This is a genomic window from Anaerotaenia torta (assembly GCF_050433395.1).
GTDB lineage: Bacteria > Bacillota > Clostridia > Lachnospirales > Lachnospiraceae > Mobilitalea > Mobilitalea torta.
This window is the reverse complement of the sequence record NZ_JBNPXH010000002.1, coordinates 307,343-327,563: the sequence shown is the minus strand read 5'-3', so window position 1 is coordinate 327,563 and position 20,221 is coordinate 307,343. Positions and strand designations below refer to the sequence as shown.

The 20,221-nt window shown below is 48.1% G+C and carries 18 protein-coding genes, 2 tRNA genes and 1 other annotated feature; of the genes, 19 read left to right on the top strand and 1 reads right to left on the bottom strand.

Going from position 1 to position 20,221, the window contains the following annotated elements; genetic code table 11:
* Positions 1-150 precede the first annotated feature (150 nt).
* The 13 genes from HNQ56_RS05220 to HNQ56_RS05160 all read left to right on the top strand — a co-directional run bounded on the left by HNQ56_RS05220 (position 151) and on the right by HNQ56_RS05160 (position 9,436).
* The gene (locus tag HNQ56_RS05220; protein WP_429143497.1) at positions 151-1,245 is read left to right on the top strand and encodes an ABC transporter ATP-binding protein; all 1,095 of its coding nucleotides are present in this window, start codon (positions 151-153) and stop codon (positions 1,243-1,245) included.
* A gap of 82 nt (positions 1,246-1,327) precedes the next feature.
* On the top strand, positions 1,328-2,161 hold the full coding sequence (locus HNQ56_RS05215) for an ABC transporter permease (RefSeq protein ID WP_429143495.1): 834 nt from the start codon (positions 1,328-1,330) through the stop codon (positions 2,159-2,161).
* A gap of 87 nt (positions 2,162-2,248) precedes the next feature.
* Positions 2,249-3,025 (top strand): ABC transporter permease, encoded by a 777-nt coding sequence (locus HNQ56_RS05210; protein WP_429143494.1) that lies wholly within the window; start codon positions 2,249-2,251, stop codon positions 3,023-3,025.
* 327 nt (positions 3,026-3,352) lie between these two features.
* The gene (locus tag HNQ56_RS05205; protein WP_429143492.1) at positions 3,353-5,587 is read left to right on the top strand and encodes a HelD family protein; all 2,235 of its coding nucleotides are present in this window, start codon (positions 3,353-3,355) and stop codon (positions 5,585-5,587) included.
* Between the two features lie 97 nt (positions 5,588-5,684).
* Entirely contained in the window at positions 5,685-5,816 is a 132-nt protein-coding gene (locus HNQ56_RS05200; RefSeq protein WP_429143490.1) for a DUF4160 domain-containing protein, read from the top strand.
* Between the two features lie 7 nt (positions 5,817-5,823).
* Complete coding sequence (locus HNQ56_RS05195) at positions 5,824-5,946, top strand: DUF4160 domain-containing protein (RefSeq protein WP_429143488.1); 123 nt, start codon at positions 5,824-5,826, stop codon at positions 5,944-5,946.
* An 18-nt stretch (positions 5,947-5,964) separates the two neighbouring features.
* Positions 5,965-6,240, top strand: coding sequence for a DUF2442 domain-containing protein (locus HNQ56_RS05190; RefSeq protein ID WP_429143487.1), 276 nt, complete (start codon positions 5,965-5,967; stop codon positions 6,238-6,240).
* Positions 6,241-6,331: 91 nt separating this feature from the next.
* A tRNA-Val gene (locus HNQ56_RS05185) sits at positions 6,332-6,404 on the top strand.
* 17 nt (positions 6,405-6,421) lie between these two features.
* Positions 6,422-6,495: transfer RNA gene (locus tag HNQ56_RS05180), tRNA-Met, on the top strand.
* Between the two features lie 65 nt (positions 6,496-6,560).
* Positions 6,561-6,935: a 2Fe-2S iron-sulfur cluster-binding protein gene (locus HNQ56_RS05175; RefSeq protein ID WP_429143485.1), complete on the top strand. Its 375-nt coding sequence runs from the start codon at positions 6,561-6,563 to the stop codon at positions 6,933-6,935.
* Positions 6,850-7,233: a hypothetical protein gene (locus HNQ56_RS05170; RefSeq protein WP_429143483.1), complete on the top strand. Its 384-nt coding sequence runs from the start codon at positions 6,850-6,852 to the stop codon at positions 7,231-7,233. The genes HNQ56_RS05175 and HNQ56_RS05170 overlap by 86 nt, the downstream gene beginning before the upstream one ends.
* A gap of 23 nt (positions 7,234-7,256) precedes the next feature.
* Complete coding sequence (locus tag HNQ56_RS05165; RefSeq protein WP_429143481.1) at positions 7,257-7,502, top strand: ASKHA domain-containing protein; 246 nt, start codon at positions 7,257-7,259, stop codon at positions 7,500-7,502.
* 83 nt (positions 7,503-7,585) lie between these two features.
* On the top strand, positions 7,586-9,436 hold the full coding sequence (locus tag HNQ56_RS05160; RefSeq protein WP_429143479.1) for an APC family permease: 1,851 nt from the start codon (positions 7,586-7,588) through the stop codon (positions 9,434-9,436).
* On the opposite strand, the gene HNQ56_RS05155 is transcribed toward HNQ56_RS05160, so the two are convergent.
* A complete protein-coding gene (locus tag HNQ56_RS05155) occupies positions 9,412-10,254 on the bottom strand; it encodes a helix-turn-helix domain-containing protein (protein WP_429143477.1) in 843 nt (280 codons plus the stop codon). The genes HNQ56_RS05160 and HNQ56_RS05155 overlap by 25 nt on opposite strands.
* A gap of 153 nt (positions 10,255-10,407) precedes the next feature.
* On the opposite strand from HNQ56_RS05155, the gene melA reads away from it, so the two are divergent.
* The 6 genes from melA (at position 10,408) to HNQ56_RS05125 (ending at position 20,034) form a co-directional block, all read left to right on the top strand.
* On the top strand, positions 10,408-11,730 hold the full coding sequence (gene melA, locus HNQ56_RS05150) for an alpha-glucosidase/alpha-galactosidase (protein WP_429143475.1): 1,323 nt from the start codon (positions 10,408-10,410) through the stop codon (positions 11,728-11,730).
* 234 nt (positions 11,731-11,964) lie between these two features.
* Positions 11,965-12,516, top strand: a complete 552-nt coding sequence (gene ispF, locus HNQ56_RS05145; protein WP_429143474.1) for a 2-C-methyl-D-erythritol 2,4-cyclodiphosphate synthase — start codon at positions 11,965-11,967, stop codon at positions 12,514-12,516.
* A gap of 239 nt (positions 12,517-12,755) precedes the next feature.
* Positions 12,756-12,981, top strand: a binding site (T-box leader).
* A gap of 110 nt (positions 12,982-13,091) precedes the next feature.
* A complete protein-coding gene (gene epsC / locus HNQ56_RS05140; RefSeq protein ID WP_429143472.1) occupies positions 13,092-13,766 on the top strand; it encodes a serine O-acetyltransferase EpsC in 675 nt (224 codons plus the stop codon).
* A gap of 54 nt (positions 13,767-13,820) precedes the next feature.
* Positions 13,821-15,224, top strand: a complete 1,404-nt coding sequence (cysS, locus tag HNQ56_RS05135) for a cysteine--tRNA ligase (RefSeq protein WP_429143470.1) — start codon at positions 13,821-13,823, stop codon at positions 15,222-15,224.
* Positions 15,209-15,649: a Mini-ribonuclease 3 gene (locus tag HNQ56_RS05130; protein WP_429143468.1), complete on the top strand. Its 441-nt coding sequence runs from the start codon at positions 15,209-15,211 to the stop codon at positions 15,647-15,649. The genes cysS and HNQ56_RS05130 overlap by 16 nt, the downstream gene beginning before the upstream one ends.
* Before the next feature lie 353 nt (positions 15,650-16,002).
* Positions 16,003-20,034: an Ig-like domain-containing protein gene (locus HNQ56_RS05125; protein WP_429143466.1), complete on the top strand. Its 4,032-nt coding sequence runs from the start codon at positions 16,003-16,005 to the stop codon at positions 20,032-20,034.
* Positions 20,035-20,221: the final 187 nt, after the last annotated feature.

Sequence of the window (20,221 nt, the reverse complement as noted above, 5' to 3'; positions counted from 1 at the left end):
TTGTTTCCGTGGAGTGTTAGAATGTACTTCTGTCTAACTGAATATTTACCACGGGTTTTCTTGGCAAAATCCAAGAAAAAAAGTGTACCGGCAAGGTACGCCGTCGCTTGGCAAGATATTTGAAAAAATATTACTACCAGGAGGAGCAAAATGATCAAAGTGGAACATATCTCTAAGACCTTTAAGGTCAGCCGGCGCAATGCCGGATTCTCAGAAGCATTCAAGGCTTTATTTCACAAGCAGTACGAATGCATCAAGGCGCTGGATGACATCTCCTTTTCCATTGAAGACGGGGAGATGGTCGGATATATCGGCCCCAACGGCGCGGGTAAGAGCAGCACAATCAAGGTATTAAGCGGTATTTTAACACCGGACAGCGGGCAATGCCTTATCGACAACAGAGTCCCATGGAAAGAAAGAACAGCACATGTGAAGGAGATCGGGGTTGTTTTCGGACAACGCTCCCAGCTATGGTGGGACGTGCCCGTGATCGATTCCTTTGAACTGCTGCGGGATATCTACCGGATTCCGGAACAGACCTACAAGAACAATCTGGAGGAGCTGGTGACGCTCCTGAACCTGAAGGAGATTGTGCGCACTCCCGCCAGGCAGCTTTCCCTCGGACAGAGGATGCGCTGTGAGATTGCGGCGTCCCTGCTCCACAGCCCCAGGATTCTGTTTCTGGATGAGCCCACCATCGGACTGGACGCGGTGTCTAAGATAGCGGTGAGGGATTTTATTCTGGAGCTGAACCGGACCCACAAAACAACGGTAATTCTCACGACCCATGACATGCAGGATATTGAGACACTGACCAAACGGATTATACTGATCGGCAGAGGCAGGATTCTCATGGACGGCAGTCTGGAGGAGATTCGCAGGCAGTTTTCCAACTTCAAGAGATTGACGGTAGAGCATGGCGGAGGAGCCATCGCATTATGCCCGGGGCTGCTGCCGGTGGTTACCGGAGACCAGCCGGGGAGAACAGGGAAGAGCCGGAATGGGGCTTTCGCAGGGAACCAGCCGGAAGAAACCCCAGAGAATTCATCGGACATTCCCGCAGAGAATCCATCGGATATTCCCGAAGGAAAGCGTCTGGAGGTATTCGATATCGATCTGGCGAGATTGAGCGTATCCGAAGCGATTACCTGGATCTCCAACCAGGCGGAGGTTCATGATATCTCGGTAGACGGTCCTTCCATTGATGAAGTAGTGGCTGAGTTATATCACCAATATCAAATATAATATGATAGCAGGGGTGTTTGAGGCCGTATCCTTTGGCACCCCTCTTTTTGCTGCGCATTAATCCTATGGAGGTGATAATTTCATGATAGAAAAGGATCGTAAGCATGGGAGCAGGATGATGTATTATGCCCTGTTTCGGATGCGTTTTATTGCGGGACTTCAATACCGGGCAGCGGCAGCGGCGGGCATTGTGACACAGTTTGCCTGGGGCGGCCTCAATCTATTGATGTATAAAGCCTTTTACGAGGTGAATCCGGCTGTGTTTCCCATGGAGTTCCAGGCCCTGTCCACTTATGTTTGGCTTCAGCAGGCATTACTGGCCCTGTTCATGGGCTGGTTTTTTGAAAATGATATCTTTCAGATGATCGTGGACGGGCAGATCGCCTATGAGCTGTGCAGGCCCATGGAGCTGTACCAGATGTGGTTCTTCCGGTCCATGGCAAGCCGTTTGTCCAAAGCCGTATTGCGCTGTATGCCCATCCTGCTCTTTGCCGCGCTGCTGCCGAGGCCGTACGGAATTACGCTGCCTGCGGGCGGCATTGCTGCAATCTGGTTTGTCATTACCACAGTCCTTGGGTTCCTTGTGGTGATTGCCTTTGGTATGCTGGTCTATATCAGCGCTTTTTTCACGATTTCCTCAAGCGGTATTAAAATTATATCCACTTCACTGGGGGAATTCCTGTCCGGAGCCGTAGTGCCCCTGCCTTTTATGCCGGACGGGATAAGACAGGCAGTGGAAATGCTTCCCTTTGCTTCCATGCAGAATGTCCCCCTGCGGATCTATTCCGGAGATATTGCGGGGAATGAGATTTTATACCGGGCAGGTCTGCAGCTGTTCTGGGCGGCTGTATTAATCCTCCTGGGACAGGTGCTCATCCGCACGGCATTAAAGAGGGTCGTAGTTCAGGGCGGCTGATGGATAGGGACGGATAGGGGTAAAGGTTTTGCCGTTTGCACACGGGAAAAATCACTGTTAATGAATTCAAGGAGGGGCATAGTTGCTATGAAACTTTATATGAAATTTTTCGGGATACATTTGAAGGCGGCAATGCAATATAAGACATCGTTCTTACTCACTACCCTTGGGCAGTTCTTAATATCCTTCAATGTATTCTTAGGGATATTATTTATGTTTGACCGTTTTCAGGAGGTACGGGGATATGGCTTTGCTGAAGTGCTGCTGTGTTTTTCCGTGGTATTGATGAGCTTTTCCCTGGCGGAAATGTTTATGAGGGGCTTTGATGTATTTGCGGGAACCATTGGAAACGGAGAGTTTGACCGGATTTTGCTAAGACCCAGAAATCCGGTTTTACTGGTGGTGTCGGGGAAAATTGAGTTTTCCCGTTTCGGACGGACTTTTCAGGCGATTCTGATGCTGATTTATGGGATTGCAGGCTCCGGTATCCGCTGGGATATTACCCGATGTGTTACGCTGGTGCTGATGATTGCGGGGGGAACTGTGGTTTTCGGCTGTCTCTTTGTGGTCTATGCCAGCATTTGTTTCTTCACCCTGGAGGGGCTGGAGTTTATGAATGTCCTGACAGACGGAGCAAGAGAGTACGGAAAATATCCTGTGAACATTTATGGCAAAAGGGTGCTTCGGTTCTGTACCTATATTGTGCCCTATGCGTTGTTCCAGTACTATCCCTTTCTATATCTGATCGGGAGGACGGAGAATATGGGCTACATGCTGCTGCCTCTGGCGGGCTGCCTGTTCCTAATTCCCTGTTTTCTATTCTGGAAGCTGGGAATCCGGCATTATAAGTCAACCGGGTCGTGAGAAGAGGAGAAGAAATTGAGAAGAAATGCGGTATGTGCATCCTGTGGAGTATAGTATCATATAGGCGGATAAACTTCTTACGATAAATAAAGAAGCTGTCAGAATATTCTGACAGCTTCCGGTTCCCCTATAGGCATACTTCAGTATGCATCATAACACACAGAAAAGAAAAAGTCTAGTAATTTTTTTTTTTGCTGGTAAGATTAGATTAGAAATCAGCCAGTAAATACGGGAGGATATGGCGATCCCTATGCACAGGACAGGAGACACAGGATAGACTTTGTATGTCGCAGCTGCACAGGCAGTAGAAAGGTATGGTTAATTATTATGCAGAACGCAGGAGAACAGAAGGAAGCAGTGGTCAGAGAGAGCGCACAGGCGCTCCATAACCCGGAGCGGAGGCTGGAGGAACAGCATCTGGAGCAGTGCGTTGCCGTGATACAGCAAAATGTTGATAAATACACACAGGAGTACAAAAAACTCGGTGAGGAGACGAAGGAACTGTACGATAATTACCGTTCCAACAATCCGGAGCTGCACAATGACCTGGTGATCGGACTGGATATGAAATCCCAGGTGGAACGGATTTTAAATAAGAATTTGCTGGCATTGAAAAAGCCTTATTTCGGGAGGATCGATTACCGGGAGACAGGGGATCAGACCAGCTATTGTCTGTATCTGGGCAAGAACGGGGTAAGAAGAAACATTACCGAGAATATGATTATAGACTGGCGGGCTCCCATTTGCAGCGTCTATTACGAGAACGATATCGGAAGGAGCTCTTATCTTACTCCGGGAGGCGAGCAGATTGAAATTGACCTGTTCTTAAAAAGAACCTATGAAATCGAAAATAGCAAGCTGATTGATTTCTATGATTCCGATGTGGTTGCAAATGATGAATTCCTGACAAAATACCTCAGCAAGAATAAGGAGGTGGTTCTGGGTGAGATCATTGCCACCATCCAGAAGGAACAGAATGAGATTATCCGCGACACGCCCTGGCACAGTGTCATTGTGCAGGGGGTAGCGGGAAGCGGAAAGACCACGGTGGCAATGCACCGCATTTCCTATATCCTGTATAATTATAAGGACAAATTCAGGCCGGATGAATTCTATATCATCGGAAGCAATAAAATGCTGCTGAACTATATCACCGGGGTATTGCCGAATCTGGACGTATACAATGTCAATCAGATGACCATGGAGGAATTTCTGATTTCCTTACTGGATAAGGATTTTGACTATAAGAAGGGAAAGTACTCCCTGACCAACAGCTTTCTGAAGCTGGACAAGGGGACATCCCGCAGAGGAGAATCATCTCAGGAGGTATCCTCTAAGGAAATGTCGGAGTTGAAGCGGTTTAAGGGCTCCATCCATTTTATACGGGCGCTCATGGCATATATGAAGCAATATGAGATTAATACGGTAACGACGGAAACCGTCACCGTGGATCGGCAGGTGCTGTATTCCAGGGAAGAGATTCTGTATTTCCTGGATTTCTTCCAGGAACTGCCCCTCCAGGAGAAGATTGATCTGTTGAATAAGCGTTTGGCCTATAAGATTAAATCTCTGGGAGAGGAGACGGAGATGAAAAAGGAGGACCTTCGCGCTGAGATTAACAAATACAGGAATTACTTCGGGAACCGCAGCAAGAAGCCGGATCTGATGGGAATCTATCAGGATTTCCTGGGCAGTCTGCGGGAGGACCGGAAGAGATATCTGAATCAGGGCATCCAGGTGGCGGGAGAGGAGATTACCGGACTGCTTCTTCAGGAATTGGCGGGAAAGCGGCTGGATATTTATGATCTTGGTATGCTGAACTATATCAAAAGACGGATTAAGATGACCCGGGATTATGAATATGTAGGCCATATGGTGATTGATGAGGCCCAGGACTTTGGTGTGATGTTATTTCAGATATTTAAGGTGTTGTTTAAAAATTGCACTTATACCATCATGGGAGATGTATCGCAGAATATTTATTATGATACGGGAATGAATGACTGGGAGATACTGAAGCAGGAGGTATTCTCAGCAGAGAAGGACCGGTTCTACGTGCTGGCCAAGAGCTACCGCAACACGGTGGAGATTTCGGAATATGCAAGTAGGGTTCTTCGGAAATGCTCCTTTAAAACCTACGATATTGAGCCGATCATCCGCCATGGGAAAGAGGTCATACTGATCCGGGCCGGGAACGAAAAACAGATGGCAGGGGAGACGGTTTCCCTGGTAAAAAGTATTCAGGCTTCCGGCTACGATACAATTGCAATTATATGCAGAACCGTGGAAGAGACAGGGAAGGTGAGAAAGCTTCTAAGCTCTTCTCTGGACATAGAACAGTCGGAGGAGATGGAGAATATGACCTTCTCCAACGGGACAATGGTGCTGCCCATCCACATGACAAAGGGGCTGGAATTTGATGCGGTTATTCTATGGAATCCGGATGAGGAAAGCTACCGGATGGGAGACGAGGATGCGAAGCTGCTCTACGTAGCCATCACCCGTGCGCTCCATGAGCTGTACATTGTGTACCAGGAGGAGTTGACAGGGCTGCTATCTTAGCTGTGAAAAAGAATTTATATGTTTTTTTATAGATTTGCGGTAATATAAGTTATAGGAATGAATTTATCCGCAAATCTTAACTTGAAGGAGGTAGAACATGCCGGAAATATCATTGTTTTATGGAATACGAGTGACTATGTATTATGACGACCATAATCCGCCTCATTTTCATGCTGAGTATAATGGAAATAAAGCGATAGTAGACATCTGTAAATCCAGAGTGATTTAATGGTTTATTGCCGTCAAGGCAATTGAAGCTGATTTTAGCATGGTGTGTCATTCATCAGGATGAATTAATGCAAAACTGGGAATTATCAAAGGATGGGAAGCCTTTAAACAGAATTAATCCTTTGGTATAAAAGGAGGTGCAGCAAACTATGTTTCGTGAAGTAGTCCAAGTCGTTCCCAATGAAGATTATACGGTCACTGTATATTTTGATGATGGTAAGATTGTTCTGTATAATGTTGCCCCTTTATTAGAAAAGGAAGTGTTCCAGCCGTTAAAAGATAAGAACATATTTATAGGCACCTGTACTATATTGAATGATACACTGGCGTGGGATATAGGCGGAGACAGGGATACAGGCAAGTGTATTGACATTGATCCGGATACGCTCTATGCATTACCGGAAATAGAGGATAGAATAGCATAAGGAACGACGGTCATAGACAATAATATTCTTTTTACTGCCCTATTGACAAAACAAAACAAAGTGAATATAATGGAGAAGTACTTTTTGAAAAGGGATCTTAGCTCAGCTGGGAGAGCATCTGCCTTACAAGCAGAGGGTCATAGGTTCGAGCCCTATAGGTCCCATTTTCTTTGTAAAATATGGCGAAGTAGCTCAGTTGGCGAGAGCATGCGGTTCATACCCGCAGTGTCGGCGGTTCAAATCCGTCCTTCGCTATTTCGAATGTGTTGCGGTTGTGCAGCACATTTTTTGGTGGAATAATATTTATGATGGTGGGGCCTATGGAAGAATGGTGTCAGATCACAATACTGCAAGAGGATAAGCAGGTTGCAATAAAATGTATGGAAGGAAAGACGCTCCTGGAGGCGATGCTCCGGCAGGGTGTCCGTTACCGCTGTGATTGCGGCGGCAGGGGAACCTGCGGACAGTGCAAGGTACAGGTGGTCTCCGGGGAGCCAAAGAAGAGCAGAGCGGATGTCCGTCTCCTAACGGAAGAGGAGCTGGAAAGCGGATACCGTCTGGCCTGCAAGGCATATCCCGGGGAGGATATTGTCATTCGTGTGCCTGTCTATGAGGAGGATTCCATGGCGATTCTGTCGGCAGGGCACGGAGGAACCGCTCCGCCTGGGGAGAGCCGGTTATTTTATCGGAATTGACCTGGGAACCATCACGCTTGCGGCTCAACTGACCGAAGGGAAGAGCCGGGAGCTTCTGTCTGCCTCCACCATGGTAAATCCCCAGAGAGCATATGGGGCAGATGTGATTTCCAGAATAAAGGCCTCCCCAGAGGGAAAAGGAGAAGAGCTGAAGAGAATGATCAGGGAAAGCATGCGGACTCTGATTCTTCAGGTGATTCAGGGTGTCCGGCCTGAACGGAGAAAGGCGGATGAAAGCCTTGCAATAGAGGGCATCGACATTGCCGGCAACACTACGATGATCCTCAGCTTGCCATAGCTGCAATCCGGGCGGGAATCGAATTGCTGTTAAGAAGCTACGGAGCGGACTGGGATCAGGTAGCGAAGGTCTATCTGGCCGGTGGGTTTGGATTTGTGCTGGATATCTCTAAGGCGATTCACGTTGGACTATTGCCGGAGGAACTAAAGGACAAGTTTATTACGGTGGGCAACAGTCCCTTGCCGGGGCGGCAAGATATGCCGCGGACCCGGCGTTTGGCCGGAATCAATACAGGCAGGAATATATTTCAAGAAGATAAGGAAGTATAATACTGCATAGCGAAATTAGTGATGTTATTTTGATGCCGGCGAAAGGCCGGTATTCACAAGCTGCGATAGGAGTATAGAGAGAAATGTTGGAGAAATTAAAAGAAATAATTATCGGCAAGCCCTTGCACAATAAAGAGCTTCAGGGTGAGAAGCTGGGAGTGTTCTGGGGGCTGCCCATTATGGCCAGCGATGCCATCTCTTCCGTTGCATATGCGGTTGAAGAAATTCTGTGGATTCTGGTACTGGTTGTCGGACTGGCGGCTTATCAATATATGTTTATGGCTGCCGTAGCCATTGTACTGCTGCTGCTTATTCTGGTGTTTTCCTACCGCCAGACCATTGACAGTTATCCTAACGGCGGAGGATCCTATACCGTCGCCAAGGAAAACCTGGGAGAAAAGCCGGGCCTGCTTTCGGGAGCATCCTTAATTATTGGTTATATTCTGACCGTAGCGGTCAGCACCTCTGCGGGTACGGCGGCAATTACTTCGGCGATTCCGGTCTTGCTGCCCTATAATGTGGCAGTTACTCTTTTTCTGATCCTGCTGATGACCATCGGCAATCTCAGAGGGGTAAAGGAATCGGCAAAGATATTTGCGATTCCTACCTATATTTTTATTATAGCCATGTTAATTATGATTGTAACCGGCCTGGTGAAGGTATATATCCTTGGTGAGGTTCCCCGGTCTGTTTATCCGATTCCCGATGCGGTGGGGGATATTACCTTTTTCCTGATGATCCGTGCTTTTGCGGCCGGCTGCTCCGGGCTTACGGGAGTGGAGGCTGTCAGCAATGCCATTCCTAATTTTAAGAAACCGGCCCAGAAGAATGCAAAGCGGGTGCTAGGTCTTCTGGCAATGTTCGTCTTAATTATCTTTGGCGGAACGGCATTCCTGTCTACGATCTATCATGCGGTTCCCAATTATGATGTTACCGTGCTGTCACAGATTGCCTCCCAGGTGTTCGGGAATGGAATCTGGTTCTATATTCTGCAGGTCTCTACGGCGGTTATCCTGATTATGGCGGCCAATACCTCTTATGCGGGACTGCCCATGCTTTTGTCATTGATGGCAGTGGATGGGTATGCGCCCAGACAGTTCGGTATGCGGGGAATCCGCCTTGGTTTCTCCAACGGGATACTGGCCTTAAGTGCGGCAGCCGGGGTTCTGGTTATTATCTACCGTGCGGAAACCCATGACCTGGTACCTCTTTATGCTATTGGAGTGTTCATTTCCTTTACCCTGTCCCAGGTGGGAATGCTGTTTAAATGGGTGAGGAGCGATGCGCCGGGCAAGGTTCATAAGATACTGATCAACGGCCTGGGTGCGCTCATGACCGTTGCAACGGTATTCAGCATTGCCTACAGCAAGATGCTGGAGGGAGCATGGATTGCCCTGGTTCTTATGGCCGTGCTGATGATTCTCATGAAGATGACCAATATTCATTATAAGGATACGGAGCGTCAGTTAAAGCTGGAGCCGGAGGAGGTTCCGGCGGAGAGCAGTGTGATTCAGGTACAGAAGCATACCATTGTCATCATAGGCTCCCTCAACAAGGCTTCTCTGAAGGCAATCAATTATGCACGGCGCTTATCGGAGGATAAGAATATCATTGCCTTCCATGTGTCCATTGATCAGGAGAACTCCAAATATCTGAGAGAGCAGTGGAGAAAGTGCAGAATTCCGGTTCCTTTGATCGTTAAATATTCCCCTTACCGGGAGATTGTCAGGCCGCTGATGAAATATATTGAGTCGGAGGAGCATGCATCCAGCCCCGGAGATATGATCACCGTGGTAATACCGCAGTTTATTGTAAGCAAGTCCTGGCAGAATCTGCTGCATAACCAGACTGCCTTTGCAATACGGAAAAAACTGATTCGTGACCGGCACATTGCCGTTGTTACGATCCCTTATGTGCTGGATAAGAAACCCTGATGAAGTTCGGGCTGCTTCCGGTACTTCAGGGGCGTGGTATGAAGGTGATTCTTAAAATGCCGGTTGAAGGAGGAAGCATCCCGGAAACCGCAGGAATACGCAATTTCCGACACGGACAGGTCGGAGGCAGCCAGCAGCTGTCTTGCGATCTTGATGCGGTACCGGATCAGATATTCCTGGGGAGACTGGGAGGTGTCCCGGATAAACAGCTTATAGAGATGGGTGCGGTCAATGCAGAGGAATCTGGCAATGTCCGAAATACGGATATCGTAAGTATAGTTATTGTGGATATAATCCATGGCTCTGGAGATGTAATTTTCATACACAATTCCCGGAGGTGTTCCGGCAGGACGGCAAACGTAGGAGAAGCAGCGGTAGAGCTGGCCCAGATAGGACAGCTCATTGCCCCGTTGCTCGGTAAAGTCCAGTATCAGAGCGGACAGCTCCTTCCATAGCAGGCCGTTGCTGTAGTCCTTCAGGATCAGGCTGGTGTGGGACAGACCGCAGCTCTTTAGCACGGCGGGCACGTCGTAGCCGTCAAAGCCGATCCAGCAATATTCCCAGGGATCCCGGTCATCGGCACAATAGAAGGTGGTGATGCCGGGATAGATTAAAAAGCCCTCGCCTTCGTCCACATGATAAACCGTCCCATTGACATGGTAGGTACCATGTCCGTGCAGGATAAAATGAATCAGATAATGGGGACGGATGGCAGGCCCGAAGGAATGGGAGGGGCTGCATTCCTCGTGGCCGCAGTGGTATAGCACCAGAGGTCTTCCGGGAACGGATGGATTAGCGGGCACCGGTATCATTTTCATAGCAGGTTCTCCTTTCAAATAATGAACAGCGGTGTATTGACCTCAATAGAGTCAACATAATAACAATTTTCCGAAACAAATGACATAGATTCTGCCCTTATTCCATTATATAATAAACGGTATCAGATTACAAACGGTAAGGAGAAGAAGACTATGGTAAAAATAACTTTTATGGGCGCCGGAAGCACAGTGTTTGCAAGAAATGTCCTTGGAGACTGCATGTGTACGCCAAGCCTTTGCGAAGCGGAGATTGCCCTGTATGACATTGATGCCAAGAGGCTGGAGGAATCAGAGATCATCCTTAAGGCAATCAACAAAAACGTTAATTCTTCCAGAGCGAAGATCAAGACTTATCTAGGGGTGGAGCAGAGGAAGGACGCCCTTAGGGATGCTAACTTTGTAGTGAATGCAATCCAGGTAGGAGGCTACGATCCCTGTACTATCATTGACTTCGAGATTCCGAAGAAATACGGTCTCAGGCAGACCATCGCGGACACCCTGGGAATCGGCGGAATTATGCGGGGACTGCGGACGATTCCTGTTATGCGGGACTTTGCAAGGGATATGGAAGAGGTATGTCCTGATACCCTGTTCTTAAATTACACCAATCCCATGGCGATCCTCACCGGATATATGCAGAGATACACTAAGATCCGCACCGTTGGCCTGTGTCACAGCGTTCAGGTATGCTCCGAGTGGCTGCTGAAGGGACTGGGCATGGAGGACAAGCTGGAAGGGCGCAGTGAGCTTATTGCAGGAATCAATCATATGGCATGGCTTTTGGATATTAAGGATAAGGAAGGCAAGGATCTGTATCCGGAGATCAAGAAGCGTGCATTAGAGAAAAATGCAAAAGAAAAGCACAATGACATGGTGCGTTATGATTATATCAAGCATCTGGGCTATTATTGCACCGAATCCAGCGAGCACAACGCAGAGTATAATCCCTTCTATATTAAGTCGAAGTATCCGGAGCTGATTGACCGGTACAATATCCCGCTGGATGAATACCCCAGAAGGTGTGTGAATCAGATTGCAGGCTGGGAAGAGGAGAAGAACAACATTCTGCAGGACGGAAAGATCACACATGAGCGTTCCCATGAGTATGCATCCTATATCATGGAAGCGGTGGTAACGAACAAGCCCATTAAGATCGGCGGCAATGTGCTGAATACCGGTCTGATCGATAATCTTCCGGGAGATGCCTGTGTAGAGGTTTCCTGCCTCGTCGATGCGGGAGGAATTCATCCCTGCCATGTGGGCAGACTGCCGGTACAGCTGGCAGCCATGAACATGACCAATATCAATGCCCAGTTGATGACCATTGAGGCGGCTTGCACCGGAAAGCGGGAGAACATCTATCAGGCGGCCATGCTGGACCCTCACACGGCTGCGGAGCTGTCCATTGACGATATTGTTGCCATGTGTGATGAATTGATTGCGGCACATGGAGAATATATGAAGGATTATTTATAATAAAGATTATTTAATAAGATAATTCATTAAGGCATCAAAAGCATCCTCTTTTGATGCCTTAAATATATTGAATATACCGTGATTTCATTTGTCCTCCGATTTTGGAATTCTCTACTGGATTAACGGAAACAATTCATGTATAATGTAGGCTATCGGAGCTTGCATCTGGCTTTTAATCCGGAGAAATTCCATACAGGCTCCGTATAAATATAGTAAGGAGGGTTTAAACTTCTAATGAGAATAGGATCAGGTTATGATGTTCATAGATTAGTGGAGGATAGAGAATTCATCCTTGGGGGCGTAAAGATCCCTTATGAAAAGGGGCTGCTGGGCCATTCCGACGCCGATGTCCTGCTTCATGCCATCATGGATGCGTTATTGGGCGCTGCGGCCCTTGGGGATATTGGAAGGCATTTTCCCGATAACAGAGAAGAATACCGGGGAGCTTCCAGCCTGGAGCTGCTGAAGCAGGTAGGAGGAATGCTGGAGGATAAGCTGTATCTGATTGAGAATATCGATGCAACCATTATTGCGCAGAAGCCGAAGCTCGCGCCCTATCTTCCGGAGATGGTCAAGAATATTGCGGAAGCGCTCCATATAGAGAAGGAGCGGGTCAATGTAAAGGCCACAACGGAAGAAGGTCTGGGATTTACCGGAACCGGACAGGGAATTGCCGCCAACGCGGCCTGTTTGCTGGAAAGCATGCAGAATTACCAGATGGACGTAACACCGAGAGCCATGACCGGAGGCTGCAGCGGCTGCGGAGGCTGTCCGAAGAGAAGCTGAATTACAGTTCACAGGGCAGTCAGGCGGATGGCACTCCATCAAGTCACTTTTACGCTGACCGTCTGAGCGTATCTTGTGAAGCGGAGCGTCCTGAACACGCGAAGATAAGGCAAGTAAAAGGGATTTGGTACAGCCCTCGGGTCTTAACTAACTGACATTGCCCTGTGAATTGTAACACGTGAATTATTTGCTTGAAAAGAGGTTGACAAATAGTTCGCTTATGCATAGAATATACAATATAAAAAGCGAGGAACGGAAAAGTACCTTATAGAGCAGCAGCAGAGATAGAATGCCACCGGCTGAAAGCATTCTTTGCGAGAATATGAGGGAAGTGCATCCGGGAGCTGGTTCGGTGAGACAATGGTTTAGCCGGGCCCGGCAGCAGCCGTTATCTGTATTGAGAAGCAGGCCGGATTCACAGACCTGCTAAAGTAGAGTGGAACCGCGATTTTCACCGCCTCTATATTCAGGGGCGGTGTTTTTGTCGTATAGGAAAGTTCGTCCTATATGACAAAATGCTCCGCAGGCGGATTCTTTATTTGTTTCATAGATATTTCATCAAAGGGGGTGTAAATATGGGTATACTAAAATATATTAAAGACGAAATGCAGATCGTTAAGGAACGGGATCCTGCCATTAAGACACCGTTGGAGATTTTTCTCTATCCCAGCTTCCGGGCAATCATCCGGTATCGGATCGCTCATTTTTTATTTGTCAGAAAGCGTTATTTTCTTGCCAGATGGTTTTCCCAGAGGACCGTCCGCAAGACAGGCATTGAGATTCATCCCGGTGCCACCATCGGAAGAGGGCTGTTCATCGACCACGGTCATGGGGTAGTAATCGGCGAGACTGCAATTGTGGGAGATAATGTTACCCTTTATCAGGGGGTTACTCTTGGGGGAACGGGGAAGGAGCAGGGCAAGCGTCATCCAACGGTGGGAAATAATGTGATGATCAGTGCGGGTGCGAAGGTTCTGGGCTCTTTTACCATCGGTGAGAATTCCAAGATCGGTGCCGGTTCGGTGGTGCTGTCCGAGGTGCCGCCCAATTCTACCGTAGTAGGTGTACCGGGAAGAGTCATTAAGATGAATAATGTCCGTGTGCCCAGGGAGGATATGGATCAGGTCCATCTGCCGGATCCGGTGAAGAAGGAGCTGGCCTGCCTCCAGAACGAGAATATCTGCCTGCGCAGGGAGATAAAGAGACTAAACAGCAAGCTGGATGAATTGGAGAAAAGAATAAATGCTTAATCTAATAGGAAGAAAGCATGCGCATACAGGTGCATCGAGAGGAGTGGAGAAAAAATGAGAATATACAACACACTAACCCAGAAAAAAGAAGAATTTATTCCCCTGGAGGAAGGAAAGGTAAGGATGTATGTCTGCGGGCCGACGGTTTATAATTTTATTCATATCGGCAATGCCCGTCCGGCAATTATCTTTGATTCCCTGCGGAGATACCTGGAATATCTGGGGTATCAGGTGAATTATGTGACGAATTACACCGATGTGGATGATAAGATTATTAAAAAGGCAGTGGAAGAGGGTGTCTCGGCAGCGGAGATTTCGGAACGCTATATCAAGGAGCTTCGTACTGATATGGAAGCGCTGAATGTAAGGGAGGCAACCTGTCATCCCAGGGCCACGGAGGAAATCGAAGGCATGATTGAGATGATCGGCCGGCTGATAGAAAAGGGCCATGCCTATGAGAAGAACGGAACCGTCTACTTCAGAACCAGAAGCTTTGCCGAATACGGGAAGCTGTCTAAGAAGAAAATTGACGATCTGGAGGCCGGTGCCCGTATTGCGGTTAATGACGAGAAGGAAGACCCTATGGACTTCGTATTGTGGAAGCCTAAGAAAGAGGGGGAACCCTTCTGGCCCTCTCCCTGGAGCGACGGCCGTCCCGGCTGGCATATTGAATGCTCCGTTATGAGCAAAAAATACCTGGGTGAGCAGATTGATATCCATGCGGGAGGGGAGGATCTGATCTTCCCCCATCACGAGAACGAAATAGCCCAGAGCGAGGCTTGCAGTCACAAGCAGTTCGCCAGGTACTGGATGCATAATGCATTCTTAAATATTGATAATAAGAAAATGTCAAAATCCGAGGGGAACTTCTTCACCACCCGTGAGATCTGCCAGCAGTACGATCCCCAGGTGGTACGCTTCTTCATGCTGAATTCCCATTACCGCAGCCCGTTAAACTTCAGCAGAGAGCTGATGGAGGCGGCAAAGAACTCTCTGGGCAGAATATTGACGGCAGTGGGACAGCTGGATTATCTGCTTTCCGGGACATCCCTGGGAGACGGGGAACCGACGGAGGAGGAGCGCCAGATTCTATCGGAAGCGGAAGTGCTGCGGCTGAAATATCTGGCGGCATTGGACGATGATTTCAATTCGGCTGACGCCATAGCGGCTGTTTTTGAGCTGGTGAAGCTGTCCAATACCAATTGCAGCGGAGAGAGCACCCGTGCCTTTGTAAAGGCTCTTCATGAGCTGATCGGTCAGCTCTGCGATATCCTCGGGATTATTACCCATAAGAAAGAAGAGCTGCTGGATGAGGAGATTGAGAAGCTCATCGAGGAACGCCAGGCAGCCAGAAAGAGCAGGGATTTTGCCAGGGCGGATGAGATCCGGCAGCTGCTGCTGGAAAAGGGGATCATTTTGGAGGATACCAGAGAGGGAGTAAGATGGAAAAGGAACTAATGCGTATTGCCGGATACATCAGGGAGACCATGGGGCTTCAGGAGACGGACATACGAACCTATTCACCGCTGACGCTGGCGTTTATCGGAGATTCCATCTTCGATCTGGTAATCCGCACCTGCGTCGTGGAGAGCGGCAATGCGCCTGTCAATAAGCTGCACAAGCGAGCTTCGAAGCTGGTGCAGGCCGGCGCCCAGGCCGAGCTGTATCATCTGATTCAGGATCGGCTTACCCCGGAGGAGACCGCCGTATATAAGCGGGGCCGCAATGCCAAATCCTTTACCTCGGCCAAGAATGCCAGTGTGGTGGATTACCGGACTGCCACCGGTCTGGAGGCGCTTATGGGGTATCTCTATCTGACGGATCAGATGGATCGACTGCTGGAGCTGGTGCAGCCTCAAATCAATAAAATGGTGACAGTCTAGACAGGGTAAGGAGGTATTATATTCTCCTCCCGTATCCCACCTGAGCTGTTACATAAAATAGTCAATATTTTGTAAGAAAATTGCCATTAAATTGACTTATTAGCGTCCTAGAATACAAACAGGATGTGAAAACGCTGGCAATTATGACTTTTATTAGTAAAAATATTTCCGAGAATGAAAGAGCCTACCGGGAGAGAGTTATCCTTCCTTAAGTATAAGCTGTTAAGCATCCTGTGAACCGGTATCTGCTTAAATAACTTATACTGTAATAAGGAAGGAAGCCTCTCCCGATTTCTTTGTCCTGTAAAGGGAGGGCGGGAAGACTTTTTACTGGCAAGGAGAAGAGGATGAAAATGAAGAAGAAAAGATTAAAAATGGCACGGATCATAGCCGCAGTTTCTTTTGCTGTGCTATTTGCGGTATTATTCAATAGCGGAGGCTTCGTCAACCGGACGGCGGAGGCGGAGACACAAAAGGAGACGGTAAAGCTGCGGATTCTTGGAACAACCGATGTTCACGGCCAGGTTAACAGCAAGGATTATGAACAGGGGGTGGACTATAGCAACGGCGGGCTGGCCAGACTCTATGATCTGCTTAATAGAACCAGGAATGAGGTTCCTGCGGAAAGCGTAATTACTCTGGATGCAGGGGACACCCTCTATGACTATACAACAGAATACATATTTGCGGAGAACCAGAACGCAATCCAGCCGGTCTATATGGCCATGGCTCAGATGGGCTATGACGCCATTACCCTGGGAAATCATGATTTTGATTACGGTTATGAATATATCCTGCGTCAGCTTAACGGCTCGGGTCTGAAAAATATCACAATTGTATCCAATGTAACGGACTCTCAGACCGGGGAATATCCTTTTCTGGAGAACATGCTGATCACAAGAACCTTGACCTCTTCCGCAGGGAATAAGATTGATGTCAAGATCGGAATCATCGGTCAGACCATCCCGACTCTTACCTCCAAGACTCATAGCTACAAGGGGATCCTGAAGACGGAGGATATGGTGACCAATGCCAGGACGCAGGCACAGAAGCTGAGAGAAATGGGTGCGGATGTGGTGATCTGTGTGTCGCATACAGGAATCGGCCCGGAGAATCCGGAGCCCAACTTTAAAAATGTGGCCTATGCCCTGTCAAAGATTGATGAGATTGACGTGGTGGTATGCGGGCATGAGCATAATATGTTTCCCACCACGGATATGACTTCTCCTTACTATATGCTGCCAGGGGTGGACAAGAAGACCTATCTCATGAACGGGACCAATGTAATTATGGCGGGCAACCGAGGCAGTTCTCTGGGTGTGGTGGATCTGACTCTGACCGTATACAGGGATCATCTCAGCATTTCCGACCGCAGCTCGGAGCTTCGCATGGTGACGGAGAAGAATACCACAGAGAATAAAAATATAGCAAATCTTTTCGGAGACTGGGAGGAGGAGCTGCTGAATTACTCCACAGATGTAATTGCCAGACTGGAAAAGGGAGAATTAATTCATAATTTCTACGGCATGCTGGGCGATAATGCCGCAATCCAGCTGCTGAATGATGCGAAGATCGACTATGTGCAGAGATATGTCCAGACCGTAGGAACCCAGTATAAGGATTATCCCATTGTGGCGGTTTCCAGCTATGCGGCTTACGGAGCAGACAATATCAATGATTTTATCAATATTCAGGAGGATATTACCGAATCAGATCTGACTGCCATACAGCCCTATAATAATTATATTTATATCTATACCATAACAGGAAAACAGCTGCGGGAGTGGCTGGAGTGGTCGGCCAGTGCCTTTGAGACCACAGTAACCGGTTCCAAATGGAGCAATGGAGTCATGAGCTCCCTCATGCAGGAGACGGGACTCAAGTCCTTAATCCGGGAAGACTGGCTTGATGACTGGAGCAATTTCTATATTTTTGACGGGGTGGATTATGTAATTAATCCTTTTACGGAACCCCGCTATGATCTCAGCGGCAATAGAATCAGCGTGAGCAGCCGTGTCAGTGAGCTGAACTATAACGGGAAGCCTGTGACGGATGATATGGAATTTCTGATTGCCAGCAATAAGATTACCCAGCCCTCCACGGCCAACCGCGGCGTGGAGACCCAGACCGTGCTTAACGGTTTTGTGCGCACCCAGACGGTATTGAGCAAATATATGCGTCAGATTGCCGATGATGAGGGATTGATTCCCAAGATAGATAATAACTGGCGGATCAATATGGACGGTGTAAAGAATTTTATTGTAAAGGTTCCTTATTATGCCGCAAGCCTCTTTGAGAAAACGGACTGGCATGTGAACTATCTGAAGGATGCGGATTCATATAAATACTATATTGCTTCCTATCCCTTGGATCAGGGGGATACGGTGGCCCCGCATATTGTTGCCACGCCGGTAATTACCAGCGCTACGGCATCGCCTTATAAGATTGTAATGAATATTACAGACCGCTCTGCCATAAAATCGGTTCGTTATGCCAAGGGCAATGAGAATCTGGAGTATTTTAACAGCCATACAGGCCTTGAATTAAAGAATGCCAAGGTGGGAATATATGATTTTACCGTCTCGGAAAACGGTACCTATACGATTTTTGCCGAGGATGTGAAAGGAAATCAATCCCTGTATCATGTGACGATCAACAACTTCAGGGATGACCTTTTGTCCTCCCCGGCGATCGATACCTATACCAACCGGAAGACCAAGATTTCCGGGCGGGGAGAACCGGGCACGACGGTTGTTTTTGAGGCTCATACCGGTATTTATGAAGGCGAGGTTAACAAGGACGGCACCTTCTCCTATGCATTGCCGGCCCAGCCCTCCGGCACAGTGGTATCTGTCTATTTGAAGGATCCGGCAAAGGGACTGGAGAGTGCCAGAGTGAATGTTCCGGTGAAGAGAACAGGCCCTAATCAGCCCAGTGTCAACCCCATAAAAAATACCAGCGGAGTGATTACCGGGGAGCTGGGTGATCAGGATGCTTCCCTGATTATCACCACCAGCGATACGGTCTATGTTGCCAGGGATGGAGGAAAGGAGCGGTACGAGAAGAATACCGAGATCTATAATCCGAGTTTGGAGGTTGTAGAGGTTGATCTTGAAAAGAACGACCAGGGGTATTTCGCTATGATGGTACCTCCCTTGAAGGCCGGTGCGGCCCTGAAGATTTATAGCCTGGATCATATATCAAGGAACAGCCGCGTATATACCGAGACGGTAAGCGATGCAGGACCTAACGCACCCCGGGCATACGAGATAAGCAATATAGAGAATACCCTTAACGGCTATATTCCGGATGTGAAGGAAGCCCATGAGATTATGATTACTCTGGACGGGAACCGGTATACAACCTTCTCCGATGCCAACGGTAATTTCACATACCAATTCGGCACTCAGCTTCATGCCGGAGACGTAATCACTATTATGGCTGTCGACAGGAAGCTGGATACCATCCGGTACAGCTATGCCACACAGCTTGTGGTAAGAGATATCGAGGAAAGGGTCAGCACCGATTCAACGGATCTTGTCTTTAACCGAATTTCAGATCAATCCTATCTGATCTCCGGCAGCTATGAGGATATTGGGAATTTGTATCTGGCAATTACTACCGGTACCGGACCTGATTTTAAAAGCACGCTGTGTACCGTGGAGACGGATGGCGCCGGTGCATTCTGGTACGATCTGGATGAGAGGCTGGAGGCGGGCACAGTGGTCTATGCCATGGTACGGTTCTCTGACAGCAAGATACTTACGGCAAGTAAGACCGAGGTGCTTGCCAGTCAGCCGGATACGCCCGTTCTGGTGAAGGAAATTACGAATTCGGATCAGAAGGTGCAGCTTGCTGCCAAGAAAGATTCTGAAATAGAACTCACCGTGGGCAGTGCGGTATATAAGACAAAAGCTTATGAGTATGATGAAGTGAATAACAGATATCTCTATACGTTCACCATTGAGAGAGCCGCATCGGGTACGGAGGTAAAAGCAACCGCTTCCAATGCGATGGGAACCAGTAAGGCCGTGGTCTCCAAGGTGAAGAAGGCGGCTCCTGATCAGCCTACCGTAAAGGAAATCAAGAAGGGGGACACCCTGATCACCGGTAAGGTGCAGCTGTTAGACTATACGGTGCCGGAGGATGGGACAGCATCCAATGAGGAGACTGCAGCAGATATCTTCAAGGATGCGCCGGAGAAGGTTGCGAAGACGCAGACCAGAGTGTTCGCTCAGATCGGCAACAAGTTTTATGAGGGAAAGATCAATGATAAAGGGGAATACTCCATTGAAATTCCGGCTCAGAAAGCGAAGACGGAGATAGGGATATGGGCAATGAATAAAGCAGGACGAGGCCCGCAGGTCAAAGTAAAAGTAAAATAACAGAATAACAGAATGATAGAATGAGGCTGTGCCAATCTTTGAGAGGGATGATTGGTGCGGCCTCATTTTGAATTGCCAATTTAAATTAGTTTTGGTAACAGTTCTGAACTGTTACCAGTTTTGTGAAAATTATGGAACCATCTTCCCCTATGGCAGCGTCTAATGGTTATAATAGAAGCATAGGAAA

What these genes read in the sequence shown, in the direction of transcription:
- HNQ56_RS05220 (WP_429143497.1), top strand. Translation starts at nt 151, where the DNA reads ATGATCAAAGTGGAACATATCTCTAAGACCTTTAAGGTCAGCCGGCGC.
- HNQ56_RS05215 (WP_429143495.1), top strand. Translation starts at nt 1,328, where the DNA reads ATGATAGAAAAGGATCGTAAGCATGGGAGCAGGATGATGTATTATGCC.
- HNQ56_RS05210 (WP_429143494.1), top strand. Translation starts at nt 2,249, where the DNA reads ATGAAACTTTATATGAAATTTTTCGGGATACATTTGAAGGCGGCAATG.
- HNQ56_RS05205 (WP_429143492.1), top strand. Translation starts at nt 3,353, where the DNA reads ATGCAGAACGCAGGAGAACAGAAGGAAGCAGTGGTCAGAGAGAGCGCA.
- HNQ56_RS05200 (WP_429143490.1), top strand. Translation starts at nt 5,685, where the DNA reads ATGCCGGAAATATCATTGTTTTATGGAATACGAGTGACTATGTATTAT.
- HNQ56_RS05190 (WP_429143487.1), top strand. Translation starts at nt 5,965, where the DNA reads ATGTTTCGTGAAGTAGTCCAAGTCGTTCCCAATGAAGATTATACGGTC.
- HNQ56_RS05175 (WP_429143485.1), top strand. Translation starts at nt 6,561, where the DNA reads ATGGAAGAATGGTGTCAGATCACAATACTGCAAGAGGATAAGCAGGTT.
- HNQ56_RS05170 (WP_429143483.1), top strand. Translation starts at nt 6,850, where the DNA reads ATGAGGAGGATTCCATGGCGATTCTGTCGGCAGGGCACGGAGGAACCG.
- HNQ56_RS05160 (WP_429143479.1), top strand. Translation starts at nt 7,586, where the DNA reads ATGTTGGAGAAATTAAAAGAAATAATTATCGGCAAGCCCTTGCACAAT.
- HNQ56_RS05155 (WP_429143477.1), bottom strand. Translation starts at nt 10,254, where the DNA reads ATGAAAATGATACCGGTGCCCGCTAATCCATCCGTTCCCGGAAGACCT.
- melA (WP_429143475.1), top strand. Translation starts at nt 10,408, where the DNA reads ATGGTAAAAATAACTTTTATGGGCGCCGGAAGCACAGTGTTTGCAAGA.
- ispF (WP_429143474.1), top strand. Translation starts at nt 11,965, where the DNA reads ATGAGAATAGGATCAGGTTATGATGTTCATAGATTAGTGGAGGATAGA.
- epsC (WP_429143472.1), top strand. Translation starts at nt 13,092, where the DNA reads ATGGGTATACTAAAATATATTAAAGACGAAATGCAGATCGTTAAGGAA.
- cysS (WP_429143470.1), top strand. Translation starts at nt 13,821, where the DNA reads ATGAGAATATACAACACACTAACCCAGAAAAAAGAAGAATTTATTCCC.
- HNQ56_RS05130 (WP_429143468.1), top strand. Translation starts at nt 15,209, where the DNA reads ATGGAAAAGGAACTAATGCGTATTGCCGGATACATCAGGGAGACCATG.
- HNQ56_RS05125 (WP_429143466.1), top strand. Translation starts at nt 16,003, where the DNA reads ATGAAGAAGAAAAGATTAAAAATGGCACGGATCATAGCCGCAGTTTCT.